Here is a 16,645-nt window from a genome sequence, read left to right on the forward strand (position 1 = left end):
CCCCGCCCGTCCTGCTTCAGAAGTCCCAACCGCGCCTCAGCGCCGCCGGTGAAGGGGGTTCTAAGGTTAAGACAGGAGAGGCGCAAGCGGAAAAAGCAAAGAATTTCCGATTTTTTGATTTTTTCTGCGGCGCGCTAATTAGACAGGCATAAATTCGTCCGTAGTCTGTGGATAAGCCGCGAGTTATCCACAGAACCGCATAGAAAGGCCCTCAAATGCGTTTGGTTTCGATTCTATTTATCGCCCTAAGCGGTCCAGCATGGGCGGAATCAGCGCCCCTCGCCCCTTTGGGATCGGCGAGTCTGGGTGTGCTCGGGTTTCAGGCCTATGACACTATATTATATACCCCTTCTGGACAGGCCCTTGATTGGACGGCCCCAATGGCGTTGGAAATCAATTATGAACGCGACTTTTCCGCAGACATTTTGACCGAAACAACACGCGAAGAAATCGCACGGATCGAAGGCAATCCAAACGATCTGGATCGGATCATCGACACCTTGGCGGTTTGCATGCGCGATGTGTCGGATGGCGATCAGTTTGTCGCCAACGCCCCTACCCCCGATCAGATCGTCTTTAGCCTGAATGGAACGACCACATGTAATGTGACCTATCCGAACCTGCGCAAACGGTTCCTGTCGATCTGGTTATCGGACGACAGCCGCTTTCCCCGTTTATCCAGACAGTTGCGCGGTGGGTGATCGGGCGCTATCCCGCGTATCAACCAGACAAAGGGGTTAAAGATGCGCATCCTAGTTATTCATACCGGCGGCACGATCGGGATGGCCCAAACGGACCAAGGGTTCGCCCCGCTGGATGGCGTGGTCGAACGGGCGCTGGACGATATCAAAGCGGCGAACCCTGATATCGGCGATATCGACCTGACGCTGTTAACCCCCGCGATTGATAGCGCCGAGGCAACGCCCGCCGAATGGAACCGCATTGCCCGCACCGTGTTTGATGCCAAAGATACCTATGATGCCTTTGTCATCACCCACGGCACCGATAGCCTGTCGTATTCTGCGGCGGCCATTACAATGGCGCTGCGCGGAATGGATGCGCCTGTCATCCTTACCGGATCGATGGTACCGCTGACTGTCGATGGGTCGGATGGAATGCGCAACCTGACCGATGCTTTGCGGGCCTGTCACACGGCAGCGTCAGGCGTTTGGGTGCAGTTTGCCGGCCTTCTGCTACACGGCGCGCGCGTTTACAAAGCGCATTCTTCTGATCTGGATGCCTTTGCGGATAGTCCTGCGAAACAGCCGCCCTACTTTGCGGCCCCTACCCTGATGATCGCGGAAACCACTGCACACAAGGTGCTGTCTTTTACAATTGCCCCCGGTGCGATGTTTGATTTCCTGAAAACCGCCGTAACACAGTGCGAAGCGTTGGTGTTGCGCTGCTACGGATCGGGCACCGCGCCGAACAACGCTGATTTGCGCGACGCCCTAACCATTGCGGCGGAACGGGGCGTCCCAGTGGTCGCCGTATCGCAATGCCCAACAGGCGGCATGAACATCGGCACCTACCAGGCGGGGCAAATCCTGCGTGATGGCGGCGTGATTGATGGGTGCAGCATGACCGCTGAAATGGCGTATGTGAAACTGCATTACGCGCTGGAAACCGACGATCCGCGCGCCTTCATGCAGACCGAATTCTGCGGCGAGATGTAGAATAGAAAAAGGGGGGCGCAAGGCCCCCCAGTGTCACGGATCGGGTGGATTATGTTACCGCCCGTTAGCTTTTTGCCTGTATCCCGATCCGCGTCAGGGGCCAGCGCACCAGCCCCGGAAACTTTAGCTGCAGCCCGATGTGGCGCCGCACGTATTGCATTTCATGCAGGTGCCATTCCGCACCAATGTGTAGTTGCCACAATCACCGCATGGGTCGCCCTCGTAGCCTTGCATTTTGGCTTTGTCACGTGCCGACATCGACAATACGGCTGCGGTGGCGGTTTCTTGCGTAGTGGTCACCGTGGCCGTTTGGACAGTCGCACCATCCGATACGATCCCAGGGCCGCTGAACATCGCCAAATCGGACGGAACCCGTTTGCGCAGGTATCCAGTCGATGAAATTTGTTTCAACACTTCCAATGACTTGGACGTCGCTGTTTCACTAGGTTCCTGCACATTGCTGGTGTCGTCCTGTTTGTGCAGATCATCAAACGACGCGCCCGAAGGTTTGACGTGCGCCAGATCGGTGCGATCCAGATAGGACACCGCCAATTCGCGGAAAATGTAGTCCAGAATCGAGGTCGCCGATTTGATTGAATCGTTGCCCTGAACCATCCCTGCTGGTTCGAATTTGGTAAAGGTGAACGCGTCGACGAATTCCTCTAGCGGGACGCCATATTGCAGGCCGACCGATACCGCGATCGCAAAGTTGTTCATCATCGCGCGGAACCCTGCGCCCTCTTTATGCATATCGATAAAGATTTCGCCCAGCTGACCGTCGGCATATTCGCCCGTGCGCAGATACACCTTGTGCCCGCCGACGACCGCCTTTTGGGTGTACCCCTTGCGGCGCTCTGGCATTTTTTCGCGGTGGCTGCGCACGTATTCTTTGACGATGACCTTTTCGATCACCTTTTCGGCCAGAACCGTCGCCTTTTCTGTCGGCGTGCCCGATTCCAGAATTTCGGCGGCTTCATCATCGTCTTCGATCAGCGCCGCGGCCAAAGGTTGCGACAATTTCGATCCGTCACGGTACAGCGCGTTTGCCTTGACCCCCAGCGACCAAGACAACTCATAGGCCTTTTGGCAATCTTCGATCGTGGCCGAATTTGGCATGTTGATCGTTTTGGAAATCGCGCCCGAAATGAACGACTGCGCGGCGGCCATCATTTTGATGTGGCTTTCCACCGACAGATACCGTTTGCCTTTTTTGCCGCAGGGGTTCGCACAATCAAAGATGTGGTAGTGCTGTTCCAACAGATGCGGCGCGCCTTCCAATGTCATCGTGCCGCAAACATGGTCGTTCGCAGCGTCGATTTCCTGTTTGGAATATCCCAGATGGCGCAGCAGGTCGAACGACGGATCGTTCAGTTTGGCCGCAGGAATGCCCAGAGTTTTCTGGCAGAACTCTTCGCCCAGCGTCCATTGGTTGAACACGAACCGCACATCAAAGGCCGATTTTAGCGCAGCTTCGATTTTGTCGATTTCGGTCTGGCCAAAGCCATGGCCAATCAACGACGTGTGATTCAACGCTGGCGCCTGCCCGATCGATCCGTGACCCACTGCATAGGCAATGATTTCTTCGATCTGCGCGCTGGAATAGCCCAGATTTTCCAATGCTGCCGGCACAGAACGGTTGATGATTTTGAAATATCCGCCGCCGGCCAGCTTTTTGAATTTCACCAGCGCGAAATCAGGCTCAATCCCCGTGGTGTCACAGTCCATTACCAGACCGATGGTGCCCGTTGGCGCGATCACGGACACCTGCGCGTTGCGGTAGCCGTGTTTTTCGCCCAAGGCGAGCGCTTCGTCCCAGACCTCGGTTGCGATGCTGATCAGGCGCGGATCAGGGCAGTTCGCGTGATCCAATGGCAGCGGTTTGACCGCTAGATTGTCATAGCCTTCATCCAAACCATGCGCCGCTGTGCGGTGATTGCGAATGACGCGCAGCATGTGATCACGGTTGCGTTCGTATCCCGAAAACGCGCCCAGTTCGCCCGCCATTTCCGCCGATGTCGCATAGGACACGCCCGTCATGATCGCGGTTAGCGCAGCGCCCATCGCGCGGCCATCGTCGCTGTCGTAGCCCAGCCCCATGTTCATCAACAGGCCGCCGATATTCGCGTATCCCAAACCCAAGGTTCGGAAATCATAGGACCGCTGGGCGATTTCCTTGGAGGGGAACTGCGCCATCATCACCGAAATTTCCAAAGTCACGGTCCACAAACGGGTCGCGTGCACATAGCTTTCGATGTCGAATTCGCCGTTTTTGTAAAACTGCAGCAGGTTCATCGACGCAAGGTTACAGGCCGTGTCGTCTAGGAACATGTATTCCGAACACGGGTTCGATCCACGGATTTCGCCGTCGTTCGGGCAGGTGTGCCACGCGTTGACCGTATCGTGGAATTGAATGCCAGGGTCAGCGCAGGCCCATGCGGCGTGGCCAACCTGATCCCACAGATCGCGCGCTTTGACGGTTTTGGAAACGGTGCCGTCTTTGCGGTTGATCAGATCCCAATCGGCGTCATCTTTGACCGCTTGCAAAAACGCATCGGTGACGCGGATCGAGTTGTTCGAGTTTTGCCCCGAAACGGACGCATAAGCTTCGGAATCCCAATCTGTGTTATAGGTCGGGAATTCGATGCTGGTGTGGCCCTGTTTCGCGTAGTCCAGAACACGTTTGATATAGGTTTCTGGAATCGCGACCTTTTTGGCCTCTCGCACAGCTGATTTCAGCGCAGTATTCTTTGCCGGATCATAGGCGTCCGCCTCGGCGCCGTCCCATGCGCCGATGGCTGCGAAAATACCGTTCAGCTTTTCTTCGTGCATTTTAGAGCCAGCCACGATGGACGCGACCTTTTGCTCTTCGATGACTTTCCAGTTGATAAAGTCTTCGATGTCGGGGTGATCGGCATCTACGATCACCATCTTCGCTGCTCGACGGGTTGTGCCGCCTGATTTGATCGCGCCAGCCGCACGATCCCCTATTTTCAAGAATCCCATCAGGCCCGAGGATTGCCCCCCACCCGACAATTTTTCGCCCACACCGCGGAGCGAAGAGAAATTCGTGCCCGTCCCCGAGCCATATTTGAACAAACGCGCTTCGCGGACCCAAAGGTCCATAATGCCGCCGTCATTCACCAGATCATCCGATACGGACTGGATGAAACAGGCGTGCGGCTGCGGATGTTCATAGGCGCTGTTGGATTTCACCAATTTGCCCGTTTGATAGTCGACGTAATGGTGACCTTGTGCAGGGCCATCGATGCCATAGGCCCAATGCAGACCGGTGTTAAACCACTGCGGGCTGTTCGGCGCGGCCATTTGTCGGGCCAGCATGAAACGCATTTCGTCGAAATAGGCCTGCGCGTCCGCTTCGTTCGTGAAATAGCCGCCTTTCCAGCCCCAATAGGTCCACGCACCCGCCAAACGGTCGAACACCTGTTTCGCGCTGGTTTCGCCGCCGAATTCCGCGCCATCCGCAGGCACCGATCGCCACAGGAATTCTGGAACGTCTTTTTCACGGACCTTTTTTACGGCCGAAGGAATGCCTGCCTTGCGGAAATATTTCTGAGCGATGACGTCGCTGGCGACTTGGCTCCAGCTGGTGGGGACTTCGCATTCTTTTAATTGAAAAACCAACGTCCCATCAGGGTTACGAATTTCCGACGCTGTTTTGCGGAATTCAATGTCCGCATAGGCGTCTTGACCCGATTTCGTGAAGCGACGTTCAATTTTCATCTTTAAAGTCCCTGTCATGGCCCGCAAACGGCCATTCAATATCACAACCCAAAGGCGCGACAGCGCCCTACCCAAAGCGGGACCACAAGAAAAAAGACAACATTCCTTGGTCGGGCCCAAAGGCCCGTGATGCATCCGCTATTGCGAAATCGTCTGATTTTGTCCCTATGCGCGACCTACATATGGTGTGCGGGTCGTCGATGCACACAAACTGACAAATCAACAGCTAGGGGGTCAACGAATTTTTCACACTAAATAACGGAACATTACTATTGACGGTGAAAACATTACCAAATCCGTCGATTCCTACGTCAGTCTCTTTATACGTGTGTGTAATTTTTGCGCACCGATAGAATAAGGCGGGCCCAGCTATAGGATATCCATTGTTCTTTTGATGTTTCTGTTAACCAGAATCGCGCTTGACCAAAAAACAAAAAACCGCCCCAAGGGGCGGCTATTTGTTTCCAAATTTGGAAGTGGTCGGGACGGCAAGATTCGAACTTGCGACCTACGGTACCCAAAACCGTCGCGCTACCAGGCTGCGCTACGCCCCGACTGTGTGGCGGGTTTTAGTGTTAGTTTCCGGGAATGAAAAGAGCAAAAAGTAAGAAAATCGAAAAAAAGTTATCCACATGAAAAAACAGCTAAATTTCCGATAATTGGATGCTGAAACACGTCACCTTCGGCAATCCCAAGCCGTGCAGACAGGCCGCCGTTAATCTCTAGAACGAATTTGACTTCGTCCCCGCCGGGGATTGGTGTCTGATCCAGCGGAATCGCGTTTTCATGAATACGAGTGATCGTCCCCGTTTCGTCCGCAAACAGCATATCCAACGGAATCAGCGTGTTGTGCATCCAGAATGCGACGGGCTGTTCGACGTCATAGGCAAACAGCATCCCCTGCATCAATGGCATGTCAGCCACATTCATCAGGCCCTGAGCGCGTTCTTGGGGGGTGTCCGCGACCGATACATGGAAACGTGCCTGCCCGAAATCGCCTTTGACCGTTAAACGGTCCGGTGTGCATTGCGCCGCTGCGGTCCCTGCAGCGGCGCAAAATGCAGTCGTAAGTATTAGTCGCTTGACGCGGTGATGCTTTCCCAAATCAGAACCTCAACAGCCAACTTGCCTCGTTTGCCATCGATCGTCCGCATTGCAATCGCTTCGCCGGGTTGTAGATCCGCCAGACCGGAACGACGCAGAACCTCGATGTGTACGAACACATCATCTGCCGAACCAAAGGCATTGGCAAATCCAAATCCTTTGACCTTATCGAACCATTTCACACGCGCCGGTTCCACAGGCGTCGCGCGCAACACCTCTGGGTCGATCTCTGCCAGATCTGCCAGCGTCGCGTCGTTGTCATTGGATGCAGGCGGTTCAATCGCCACGACTTCGACCGCTTGTAGGCCGCGATCTGTGCGTTGCGCCAGCAGTTCGATGTTTGCACCATCTGCAACCGAACTTTGTCCGAAATTCCGCAGCACATTCGCGTGCAGCAAAATGTCGGGTCCACCGTCATCTGCGATTACAAAGCCAAACCCCTTACCGGGGTCAAACCATTTGACGCGTCCGCGAACGGCGCGTTCTTCCGTCACTTGTGTGTTCATCATTATTCTTAATTTCCGACCACGACCCCCATCCGACCGCGGCTTCATTGCGCTAGCAGACAGGTTTCACAGCCAAGAAACAAGACAAAACAAAGCTATGCAATTCACGAAGCGCGAAATTTAGGGGTACAAACGTGATATATCCCAAGTATCGCATATACCTTTGCGAGACCACCTAAACCGATCATGCAACCTAAACGCGCCATCGGCCCAGAATTCGATTTCAACCGGGCGAATCCTGATTCCGCCCCAAAATTCTGGTCGCTGTGGGTTAACACCTTTCTTGGCGGTAACAACAGCAACTTCGGACATCAGTTTTGCACGGCTATCCAGAACCTGCGACTGGACCGATGCCCATGCCCCCAACCGGCTTTTGAGCGAACGGGAGTTATAATAGTCATCCGCCTTTTCGCCCTCTTCGCGTTCGGTGATGCCTCTGACGCGGATTTGGCGGCGCAGGGATTTCCAATGCATGACAAACGCCGCTTTGCCGGTCGCCTCAATCTCTGACGCTTTGGCACTGCCGTAGTTGGTGTAGAAAACGTACGCGTCGTCCTCGACATCTTTTAACAGCACCATGCGCGCGTTGGGCAACCCATCTGCGTCTACTGTCGACAACGCAATTGCGTTCGGATCGTTCAGCTCGGACTTTTCGGCCTCTGCCATCCAGCGGCGGGTAATTTCAAACGGATCGTCGCCTGCGAAAATTCCGGTTCTATCGGTCATTTGGATTTGCCTTTGTTCAATACCGTTTGTCTTACGCGTGTTTATAAGTCACGGATCACTTTGTCATCTATATCACTTACAGCTGCCTAGGGTTGATGCCGCACGGCCAATCGCCTAAACCATGGCAAAATTATTGGGCCAGTTAGGCAAAAGGAACAGACATGTCGACGCAACTCATGCAGGGCAAACGCGGGCTAATCATGGGCCTGGCCAACGATAAATCAATCGCTTGGGGCATCGCCAAAGCATTGGCAGACGCAGGCGCAGAGCTTGCTTTTTCGTATCAAGGCGAAGCGCTGAAAAAACGCGTAGGTCCGCTGGCTGAACAGCTGGGTTCTGATATCGTGCTGCCATGCGACGTGGCAGATATGGACAGCATCGACGCGTTGTTCGGCGAACTGGAATCCAAATGGGGCAAATTGGACTTTATCGTTCACGCCATTGGTTTTTCGGATAAAAACGAACTGCGCGGCCGTTACGTTGACACCACCCGCGACAATTTCCTGACCACCATGGATATTTCGGTTTATTCGTTCACCGCTGTGACCCAGCGCGCTGCGAAAATGATGACCGAAGGCGGTTCGTGCGTGACACTTACCTACTACGGCGCTGAACGCGTGATGCCACACTACAACGTCATGGGCGTTGCAAAGGCCGCGCTAGAAGCATCTGTTCGTTATCTGGCCGAAGATCTGGGCAAAGACGGCATTCGCGTGAACGCGATTTCCGCAGGTCCAATCAAAACACTGGCCGCATCGGGTATCGGCGATTTCCGCTATATTCTGAAATGGAACGAATACAATTCGCCACTGCGCAAGAACGTCACAATCGACGAAGTCGGCGGTTCGGCCCTGTATTTGCTGTCTGACCTATCCACCGGCGTGACGGGCGAAACCCACCACGTTGATGCGGGCTACCACGTTGTCGGTATGAAAGCCGTCGACGCGCCCGACATGAACAAAGAGTAACACACATGACCGCCGCCGCATTCGTCACGATCGTCCTGATCCACCTTGCGGCGGCGATTTCCCCCGGACCCAGCTTTATCGTGTCGGTCCGCGTCGCAGCCTCCGAAGGGTTCAGAACCGCTGTGGCATTGGCGTTCGGTTTTGGAATGGGCGCCCTACTATGGGCGGCCGCCGCGATGGCAGGTCTGGCCCTACTGTTCGAAATCGTCCCTTCCCTGTTTATCGGTATGAAATTGGTCGGTGCGGCCTTTCTGCTGTGGATTGCTTATCAAATGTGGCGCCATGCATCCGAACCCATGGACATGACGACCGCATCCGAAAAACCGCGCAGCGCTTGGGCGGCATTCTGGTTCGGGTTTCTGACATTTGCGACCAACCCCAAACCCGCCATCTTCTTCGGAGCCGTTTTTGTCGGCCTCGTCCCCGCAGATACGCCCCTTCCGTGGCGTCTGGCTATTCTGGGGGCGGTTTTCGCCAACGAAACGCTTTGGTATATCGTCGTTGCACGTGTATTTTCGCACGCACGCGCCCGCACCGCCTATATCCGATTGAAATCCAGCGTAGATCGCGTATTTGGCGGCTTTCTGGCCCTTTTGGGTCTTAAGATCGCTTTGACATAAAGGACTGACCATGGCTCCGAATGATCGCCTGCCCTATGAAAAAGGTTTCCATGTATCGTGGGACCAGATCCACCGTGACAGCCGCGCGTTGGCGTGGCGTTTGGACGGACGCGGTCCAGGCGAAAACGGCGAATGGAAAGCCATCGTTGCCATCACGCGCGGCGGTATGGCCCCTGCGATGATCGTGGCGCGCGAATTGGATATCCGCACCATCGACACCATCAGCGTCAAATCCTACAACCACCAATCCCAAACCGAAGCGCAGGTTCTAAAAGCACCAGACGCCGACATGATGGGCGACGGCACCGGCATTCTGGTGATCGACGATTTGGTAGATTCGGGCAAAACGCTGGAACTGTGCCGCAAACTGTACCCGAACGCGCATTTCGCAACCGTCTACGCGAAACCCAAAGGCAACGCGCAGGTTGACACCTTTATCACCGAAGTGTCGCAGGATACTTGGATTTTCTTCCCTTGGGATATGGCCCTGCAATACGTGCAGCCATTCCGCGGCGAAGACTAAGATCACAAGAAATCGTTGATTTTAGGCGCAAGGCGGACCGCTTTGCGCCTTTTTTCATGGGTTTGCGATGTGCATCCGCTTGCACCCCGCCAACCGTATGCCTATTGATTTGCAACACCGCCGAAAGGGCGACGATCAAAGACAGGGAGGCCATCGCATGGCACAGGAAAAAAAGACCAAACTAGGCGTTTGGGTAATCCTCGGGCTTATTTTTGTCAGCCTAATCGGCTTTGGCGGAACGTCTTTGACATCGACCTCGACCACCTTGGCGACTGTGGGTGAAAAAGAAATCACCGTAAACCAATACGCGCTGGAAATGCAGCGCGGTTTGGATGCAATTTCACGCCAGTTGGGCATGCCGATCAGCTTTGCCCAAGCGCAAGCCGCAGGTCTGGACCAAGAGATTTTGGGCGAATTGGTCAACAACCGCATTCTGCAAAACGAAGTCGCCAATCTGGGCATTTCGGCAGGCGATGACCGTTTGGCGACTCTGATCCGCAATGACGCGAACTTTCAGGGCCTTAGCGGCCAATTCGAACGTGACACCTATGCGGAAATCCTACGCCGTTGGGGCACCCGAGAGGCCGATTTCGAAAACGTCGTTCGCGATGAAATCGCAGCCACCGCGCTGCAGGTCGGTTTGGTCACTGGATACGATGCCCCTGCCGATTATGTTGATCTTCTGACGAACTATGTCGCCGAACGCCGCGATATTTCGTGGGTTCGTTTTGATGCATCGGCCGTCGAAGCCGCAGTAACCGAACCAACAGACGCTGAATTGGCCACGTTTTTGGAACAAAACCCTGCTGAATTCACGACGCCCGAAACCAAATCCATCGTTTATGCTGCGCTGACACCTGACATGCTGCTGCCGACGATCGACGTTGACGAAACCGCGATCCGCGAACTTTATGACGCGCGCTCTGCCGACTATAACCGCGAAGAACGCCGTTTGGTTGAACGTCTGGGTTTTGCCGATGATGCCGCAGCGCAGGCTGCGTTGGATTCGATCAATGCAGGCGAAACCGATTTTGATGCATTGGTTGCCGACCGCGGTTTGACGTTGGATGATGTCGATCTGGGCGATGTTGCATTGACCGACCTAGAGGCCGCAGGAGAGGCCGTTTTCGCCGCTCAAACCGGTGACGTTGTCGGCCCTCTGCCATCGCTGATTGGTCCCGCCCTGTTCCGCGTGAACGCGATTTTGGACGCCGAAGAAATCAGCTTTGAACAGGCGTCGGATGAACTGCGTTTGGAATTGGGTCGCGACCGCGCCCGCCGCGTTATTCAAGACACCGCCGAACAAATGGCCGATCTGATTGCTGGCGGCGCCCGCGTCGAAGATTTGGCCGCAAACACCAACATGGAACTGAACACCATCACTTGGACCGCCGACAGCACAGACGGCATCGCCGCCTACCCTGAATTCCGCAATGCAGCCGCTGAGGCGGAAATCGGCGCCTATCCAGAACTGTTCCAAACATCGGACGGCGGACTGTTTGTTCTGCGCGTCGAACAAGTCAATGAACCCGCTGTTCAAGCGTTGGAAGATGTGCGTGACGCCGTTGCCGCCGCATGGGCCGTGGATGCGCAACAAAAGGCTGTCATCGCATATGCCGAAGACCAAGCTGCAGCGCTGACCGATGGCGCGACCTTTGCCGATCTGCAGATCGACGCCACCGTTGATGCCGATGTGACGCGCCAAACCTTCTTGGATTTCACGCCGCAGGGTTTCATGGCACAGGTCTTTGCCACCGCCGAAGGATCCGCATTTGTCATGCCGTATGACAACGGCGCGGTATTGGCGCAGGTTACAGCGATCAAATCGCCAGCGGACGACGAAGACACCGCAGCGATCCGCGACCGCATCGCAGAACAGCTGTCGAACTCGATCGCTCAGGACGTTTTCGCCACCACTCTGGCGCGCATCGCCGCTGATACAGAAATCAACGTTGTGCAAGCTGCGGTCACCGCAGTGAACGCACAGATGCAATAAGGACGAGGCAGATGGCTCTGAGCCCCGATTTCGAAACCTTTAAATCCGCCTTTGACGCAGGCGAAAATCAGGTCGTTTATACGCGGCTGGCTGCCGATCTGGACACGCCTGTGTCGCTGATGCTGAAACTGGCGGGCGCGGGTAAAAATGCGTTCATGCTGGAATCCGTCACTGGCGGCGAACAGCGCGGGCGCTATTCCATCGTCGGCATGAACCCCGATCTGATCTGGGAATGCCGCGGCACGGTCGCGCGCCTGAACCGCACTGCCCGTTTTGACGAACAAGCGTTTCAGGAACAGGACGCCGATCCGCTAACGTCCCTGCGCGCATTGATTGACGAAAGCAAAATTGATTTGCCCGATGATCTGCCTGCCTCTGCTGCGGGTCTGTTCGGGTATCTGGGCTACGACATGATCCGTTTGGTGGAACATCTGCCAAACGTGAACCCCGATCCTATAGGTGTACCGGACGCGATGATGCTGCGCCCGTCTGTTGTGGCTGTGTTGGACGGCGTCAAAGGCGACGTTATTCTGGTTGCGCCCGCATGGGCCAATTCGGGCCTGAATGCCAAAGCCGCCTATGCCCAAGCCGCCGAACGTGTGATGGACGCTCAGCGCGCGTTGGACCGCCCCGTGCCGACCGAACGCGAATACCAAACGCCGCACGACGTCGCGCCGGCCACGTCGAACTTTACCCGCGAAGGGTACAAGGCCGCCGTTGAAAAGGCCAAAGACTATATTCGTGCGGGCGATATTTTTCAGGTCGTTCCTGCCCAGCGTTGGACGCAGGAATTTATCGAACCTCCGTTCGCATTGTACCGTTCGCTGCGCCGCACGAACCCATCGCCATATATGTTCTACTTCAACTTTGGCGGATATCAGATCATCGGCGCGTCGCCCGAAATTCTGGTACAGGTCGCAGGCAAACAGGTCACCATTCGCCCGATCGCTGGCACCCGCCCTCGAGGTGCAACTCCAGAGGAAGACAAAGCGAACGAAGCCGATCTGCTGGCCGACAAAAAAGAACTGGCAGAGCATTTGATGCTGCTGGATCTGGGCCGCAACGACACGGGCAAAGTATCGAAAATCGGCACGGTCCGTCCGACACAGGAATTCATCATCGAACGCTATAGCCACGTGATGCATATTGTGTCGAACGTGGTCGGCGAACTGGCTGACGATCAGGATGCTGTGTCTGCGCTGCTGGCGGGTCTGCCTGCGGGCACTGTGTCTGGCGCACCAAAGGTCCGCGCGATGGAAATCATCGACGAACTAGAGCCCGAAAAGCGCGGCGTCTACGGCGGCGGTGTTGGGTATTTCAGCGCGGGCGGCGATATGGATATCTGCATCGCGCTACGCACGGCCGTTCTAAAGGATCAAAAACTGTATATTCAGGCAGGCGGCGGCGTTGTGTACGACAGCGACCCCGAGGCTGAATATATGGAAACCGTTCACAAATCGAACGCGATCCGCAAAGCCGCCGAAGACGCGGCGCGATTTGCAGGCGGAAATCAATAACAAAAGGCCCCGATCATCGGGGCCTTTTTTATTTCGCTAGTTTACTGAGATTTCAGAACAGCAGACACAGGGGCCAGTGCGACTTGGCTGGCTCTGTTCGCTGTAGACCACAAGGTCAAGGCGCTGACCGTATCGGCACGCAAACGGGCCAACATCACAACACCCGACTGCTGCCGCGCCTGAAATGCACCATTGTCGATAAAACGGCGGATGACAGATGACCCCTGCCCGTCGCCATCCAAATCACGCGACACCAATGTGGCTGGCACGTCCGCAGTTTCCGCCGCGCGCATTCCAGAATTCAATCCGGAATCCAATGCCACATAGCCGCGACCAGCGCCCGCCAATTCCGACATCACGACCTCGACCGCATTTCGGTTCGCGCCTAGGCCCGTGTCGCCTAGATCCAGAATCCCGATAGCTTCGGGGATGATCGCAAAGCTGCCTTGGATGACCTGCGCCGCATCACTGGCTGTGGCGCCTTGCGGAATCGGGTTCATAATCAACACCTCGAACCCAGCGCTGCGATAAGCTGCCATTTTGGCTTCGGCATCGGGATCAGCGATCGACAATGCAACCGACACATCAAACGGGATAGACGCCAGTACAGCAGGCCCATTGGGCAAACCGCCGTCGTCGATCACCACAAATGACATCAACGGCAGATTGCCTGGATTGGAAAATGGCGCTGCGTAATCGTTTAGCGCGTTGATCGACGCCGTTTCGGTAACAGCTGGTTCGCTGTCGGTGCCCAAACGGCGGATTGTCACGCTGCTATCGCCCGTCGGCATGGCCGATGCGGATTGACCGGTCAAACCGGGTGTCGGACGAACCGAGGTATCGATGGGCGCAGGTTCCGGCTCTGTTGGCGCGGTGGTTTCTGGTTCTGCCACATCAGGTGCGATGATCATGCCCATTTCTGGGGCCTCGATCATTGGCATAGCTGGTTGATCGTTTTCGGTTTCCGTTTCGGGTTCGGGAATGATTTCAACCGTTACAACGGCAGGATCGGTCGATACGACAACATCGGTTTCCCCCGTCGGCGGGTTCGGCTGTACCGATTGCGGGCTTTGCAAAATTGGATCGACGTCAGGGGATGTGACACCCGATGCCGCATCTGCCTCTGGCTCAGTCAAATCGGTGATAATCTCGACATCCTCTGGGCGGTCAGCGGTGGTCGTATCCGCCAAGGGCGCCGTTGTGTCTGGCACCTCGACGATGGGCGCGGGTGCAAGGCTCGGCGCTTCGATTTGAATGCCTGTTTCAGGCTCTACGTTCAGGGATGGCGCTACGGGATCGGATGTATCAACGATCGGCGCCGCGTCATCGGTGGTTTCGACCGCAGGCGCAGGTTCATCTGCCACAACTGGATCATTGACCGGTGCAACAACAGGTTCAGGGTCGCTGCCGCCGACCATTTCAGGCATTGGCGCAACCAGTGACGCGGTCGCCAAACCAACGACCGACAGAATCGCACCCACCGCGACACCCGAAAATAATCCCTTTAGCATCAGACTGCCCCTTGCTCTGACTATATTCTGCCCAATACATGACCACGTTTATTGCCCTACGGACCTTGACCATCCCTGCCATACGGGATCATGTAGGGCCGACTATATCGCCAGCCGTACGGTCGGCAAAACCCCTAAATGTTTGTTGGGCCTACCATGTTGCTCTTGATCGATAACTACGACAGCTTCACCTACAACCTTGTTCACTATTTGGGCGAACTGGGCGCCGATGTTGTCGTGAAACGCAACGATGCCCTAAACGTCCAAGAGGCGATGGCCCTGAACCCCGAAGCGATCCTGCTATCGCCCGGTCCATGCGACCCCGATCAGGCGGGCATTTGTCTGGCCCTGACCGAAGCCGCCGCCGAAACTAAAACGCCGCTGATGGGCGTCTGTCTAGGCCACCAGACCATTGGTCAGGCGTTTGGCGGCAATGTCGTGCGCTGTCATGAAATCGTTCACGGCAAAATGGGCACGATGCACCACAATTCAAAAGGTGTGTTCGCTGACCTGCCGAACCCGTTCCAAGCGACCCGTTATCATTCGCTGGTCGTGGACCGCGACACCCTGCCCGACTGCCTAGAGGTCACCGCATGGTTGGACGACGGTACGATCATGGGTCTGCAACACCGCGATCTGCCGATCCAAGGCGTTCAATTCCACCCAGAAAGCATCGCCTCCGAACACGGTCATAAACTGCTGCAAAACTTTCTGGAAATCGCAAAGATGAAGGTGAACGCATGACCGACGCAATGAAGCCGCTGATCTACGCCGCAAGCGAAGGTCCGCTGTCCCGCGCGCAGGCGAACCAAGCGTTTGAAATCCTGTTCGAAGGTCAGGCAACCCCTGCCCAGATCGCGGGATTCCTGATGGCGATGCGCGCACGCGGTGAATCGGTTGCGGAATATGCCGCTGCTGCTGCGACGATGCGCGCCAAATGCGTGCCTGTGACTGCGCCCGACGGCGCAATTGATATTGTCGGCACGGGCGGCGACGGGCTGGGCACGTTGAACATTTCAACCGCCACCGCCTTTGTCGTTGCGGGCGCAGGCGTGCCCGTTGCCAAACACGGCAACCGCAACGTGTCGTCGAAATCGGGCGCGGCTGACGCGTTGGGCCAATTGGGCATCAACGTCATGGTCGGCGCCGAGGTTGTCGAACGCGGTCTAAAAGAAGCGAACATCGCATTTATGATGGCACCGATGCACCATCCAGCGATGAAACACGTTATGCCCGTCCGTCAGGAATTAGGTTGCAAAACGATCTTTAACATCTTGGGACCATTAACAAATCCCGCTGGCGTTAAACGTCAACTGACAGGTGCATTTGCCCCTGACCTGATTTTCCCGATGGCTGAAACGCTGATGGAGTTGGGATCCGAAAAGGCGTGGCTGGTGCACGGTCATGACGGCATGGACGAACTGTCGATCACGGGCGCATCGTCTGTCGCTGCATTGGAAAACGGCAAAATCGAAGCCCGCGAAATCCACCCAGAGGACGCAGGCCTGCCCGTTCACAAGCTGGCCGATATCTTGGGCGGCACGCCAGAAGAAAACGCAAAGGCTCTGCTGGCCTTGCTGGACGGCGAAACCGGTGCATATCGTGATGCGGTTCTGTTGAACGCAGCCGCCGCATTGATCGTTGCCGATCGCGCGAACAACCTAAAAGAAGGCGTTGAAATCGCAGCCGAAAGCATCGCTGCGGGTCGCGCCAAGGCAGCCGTGAAAATGCTGTCCAAAGTCACACAAGAAGCCTAA

Annotated in this window: 14 protein-coding genes and 1 tRNA gene; 9 read left to right on the forward strand and 6 right to left on the reverse strand. The window is 55.8% G+C overall.

Annotation, left to right across the window (positions count from 1 at the left end; genetic code table 11):
• The first annotated feature begins 380 nt into the window (after window positions 1-380).
• A complete protein-coding gene (locus ACXAGA_RS00005) occupies window positions 381-701 on the forward strand; it encodes a chalcone isomerase family protein (protein ID WP_475115478.1) in 321 nt (106 codons plus the stop codon).
• Window positions 702-743: 42 nt separating this feature from the next.
• Window positions 744-1,676, forward strand: coding sequence for an asparaginase (locus ACXAGA_RS00010; RefSeq protein ID WP_475115479.1), 933 nt, complete (start codon window positions 744-746; stop codon window positions 1,674-1,676).
• A gap of 123 nt (window positions 1,677-1,799) precedes the next feature.
• Here the strand turns inward: ACXAGA_RS00010 and ACXAGA_RS00015 are convergent, their stop codons facing one another.
• From ACXAGA_RS00015 to pdxH, 5 genes are all read right to left on the reverse strand, one after another.
• Entirely contained in the window at window positions 1,800-5,417 is a 3,618-nt protein-coding gene (locus tag ACXAGA_RS00015; protein ID WP_475115480.1) for a vitamin B12-dependent ribonucleotide reductase, read from the reverse strand.
• A gap of 477 nt (window positions 5,418-5,894) precedes the next feature.
• A tRNA-Pro gene (locus ACXAGA_RS00020) sits at window positions 5,895-5,971 on the reverse strand.
• Between the two features lie 70 nt (window positions 5,972-6,041).
• Entirely contained in the window at window positions 6,042-6,521 is a 480-nt protein-coding gene (locus ACXAGA_RS00025; protein ID WP_475115481.1) for a DUF192 domain-containing protein, read from the reverse strand.
• Entirely contained in the window at window positions 6,491-7,027 is a 537-nt protein-coding gene (locus ACXAGA_RS00030) for a cold-shock protein (protein WP_475116199.1), read from the reverse strand. The genes ACXAGA_RS00025 and ACXAGA_RS00030 overlap by 31 nt, the downstream gene beginning before the upstream one ends.
• Window positions 7,028-7,147: 120 nt before the next feature.
• Window positions 7,148-7,753 carry a pyridoxamine 5'-phosphate oxidase gene (gene pdxH / locus ACXAGA_RS00035; RefSeq protein ID WP_475115482.1) on the reverse strand — a complete coding sequence of 202 codons (606 nt, stop codon included), beginning with the start codon at window positions 7,751-7,753 and terminating at the stop codon, window positions 7,148-7,150.
• Between the two features lie 161 nt (window positions 7,754-7,914).
• On the opposite strand from pdxH, the gene fabI reads away from it, so the two are divergent.
• From fabI to trpE, 5 genes are all read left to right on the forward strand, one after another.
• Window positions 7,915-8,721, forward strand: coding sequence for an enoyl-ACP reductase FabI (gene fabI, locus ACXAGA_RS00040; protein ID WP_475115483.1), 807 nt, complete (start codon window positions 7,915-7,917; stop codon window positions 8,719-8,721).
• Window positions 8,722-8,726: 5 nt separating this feature from the next.
• Window positions 8,727-9,341, forward strand: a complete 615-nt coding sequence (locus ACXAGA_RS00045; RefSeq protein ID WP_475115484.1) for a LysE family translocator — start codon at window positions 8,727-8,729, stop codon at window positions 9,339-9,341.
• Between the two features lie 10 nt (window positions 9,342-9,351).
• Window positions 9,352-9,864 (forward strand): xanthine phosphoribosyltransferase, encoded by a 513-nt coding sequence (gpt, locus tag ACXAGA_RS00050; protein WP_475115485.1) that lies wholly within the window; start codon window positions 9,352-9,354, stop codon window positions 9,862-9,864.
• A gap of 157 nt (window positions 9,865-10,021) precedes the next feature.
• Window positions 10,022-11,860 (forward strand): peptidylprolyl isomerase, encoded by a 1,839-nt coding sequence (locus ACXAGA_RS00055; protein WP_475115486.1) that lies wholly within the window; start codon window positions 10,022-10,024, stop codon window positions 11,858-11,860.
• An 11-nt stretch (window positions 11,861-11,871) separates the two neighbouring features.
• Window positions 11,872-13,377 (forward strand): anthranilate synthase component I, encoded by a 1,506-nt coding sequence (gene trpE, locus ACXAGA_RS00060; protein ID WP_475115487.1) that lies wholly within the window; start codon window positions 11,872-11,874, stop codon window positions 13,375-13,377.
• 41 nt (window positions 13,378-13,418) lie between these two features.
• Here the strand turns inward: trpE and ACXAGA_RS00065 are convergent, their stop codons facing one another.
• Complete coding sequence (locus tag ACXAGA_RS00065; protein WP_475115488.1) at window positions 13,419-14,888, reverse strand: divergent polysaccharide deacetylase family protein; 1,470 nt, start codon at window positions 14,886-14,888, stop codon at window positions 13,419-13,421.
• 156 nt (window positions 14,889-15,044) lie between these two features.
• On the opposite strand from ACXAGA_RS00065, the gene ACXAGA_RS00070 reads away from it, so the two are divergent.
• Entirely contained in the window at window positions 15,045-15,632 is a 588-nt protein-coding gene (locus ACXAGA_RS00070; protein ID WP_475115489.1) for an aminodeoxychorismate/anthranilate synthase component II, read from the forward strand.
• Window positions 15,629-16,645, forward strand: coding sequence for an anthranilate phosphoribosyltransferase (gene trpD / locus ACXAGA_RS00075; RefSeq protein WP_475115490.1), 1,017 nt, complete (start codon window positions 15,629-15,631; stop codon window positions 16,643-16,645). The genes ACXAGA_RS00070 and trpD overlap by 4 nt, the downstream gene beginning before the upstream one ends.

This window comes from Marivivens sp. ABH4_498 (assembly GCF_056160585.1).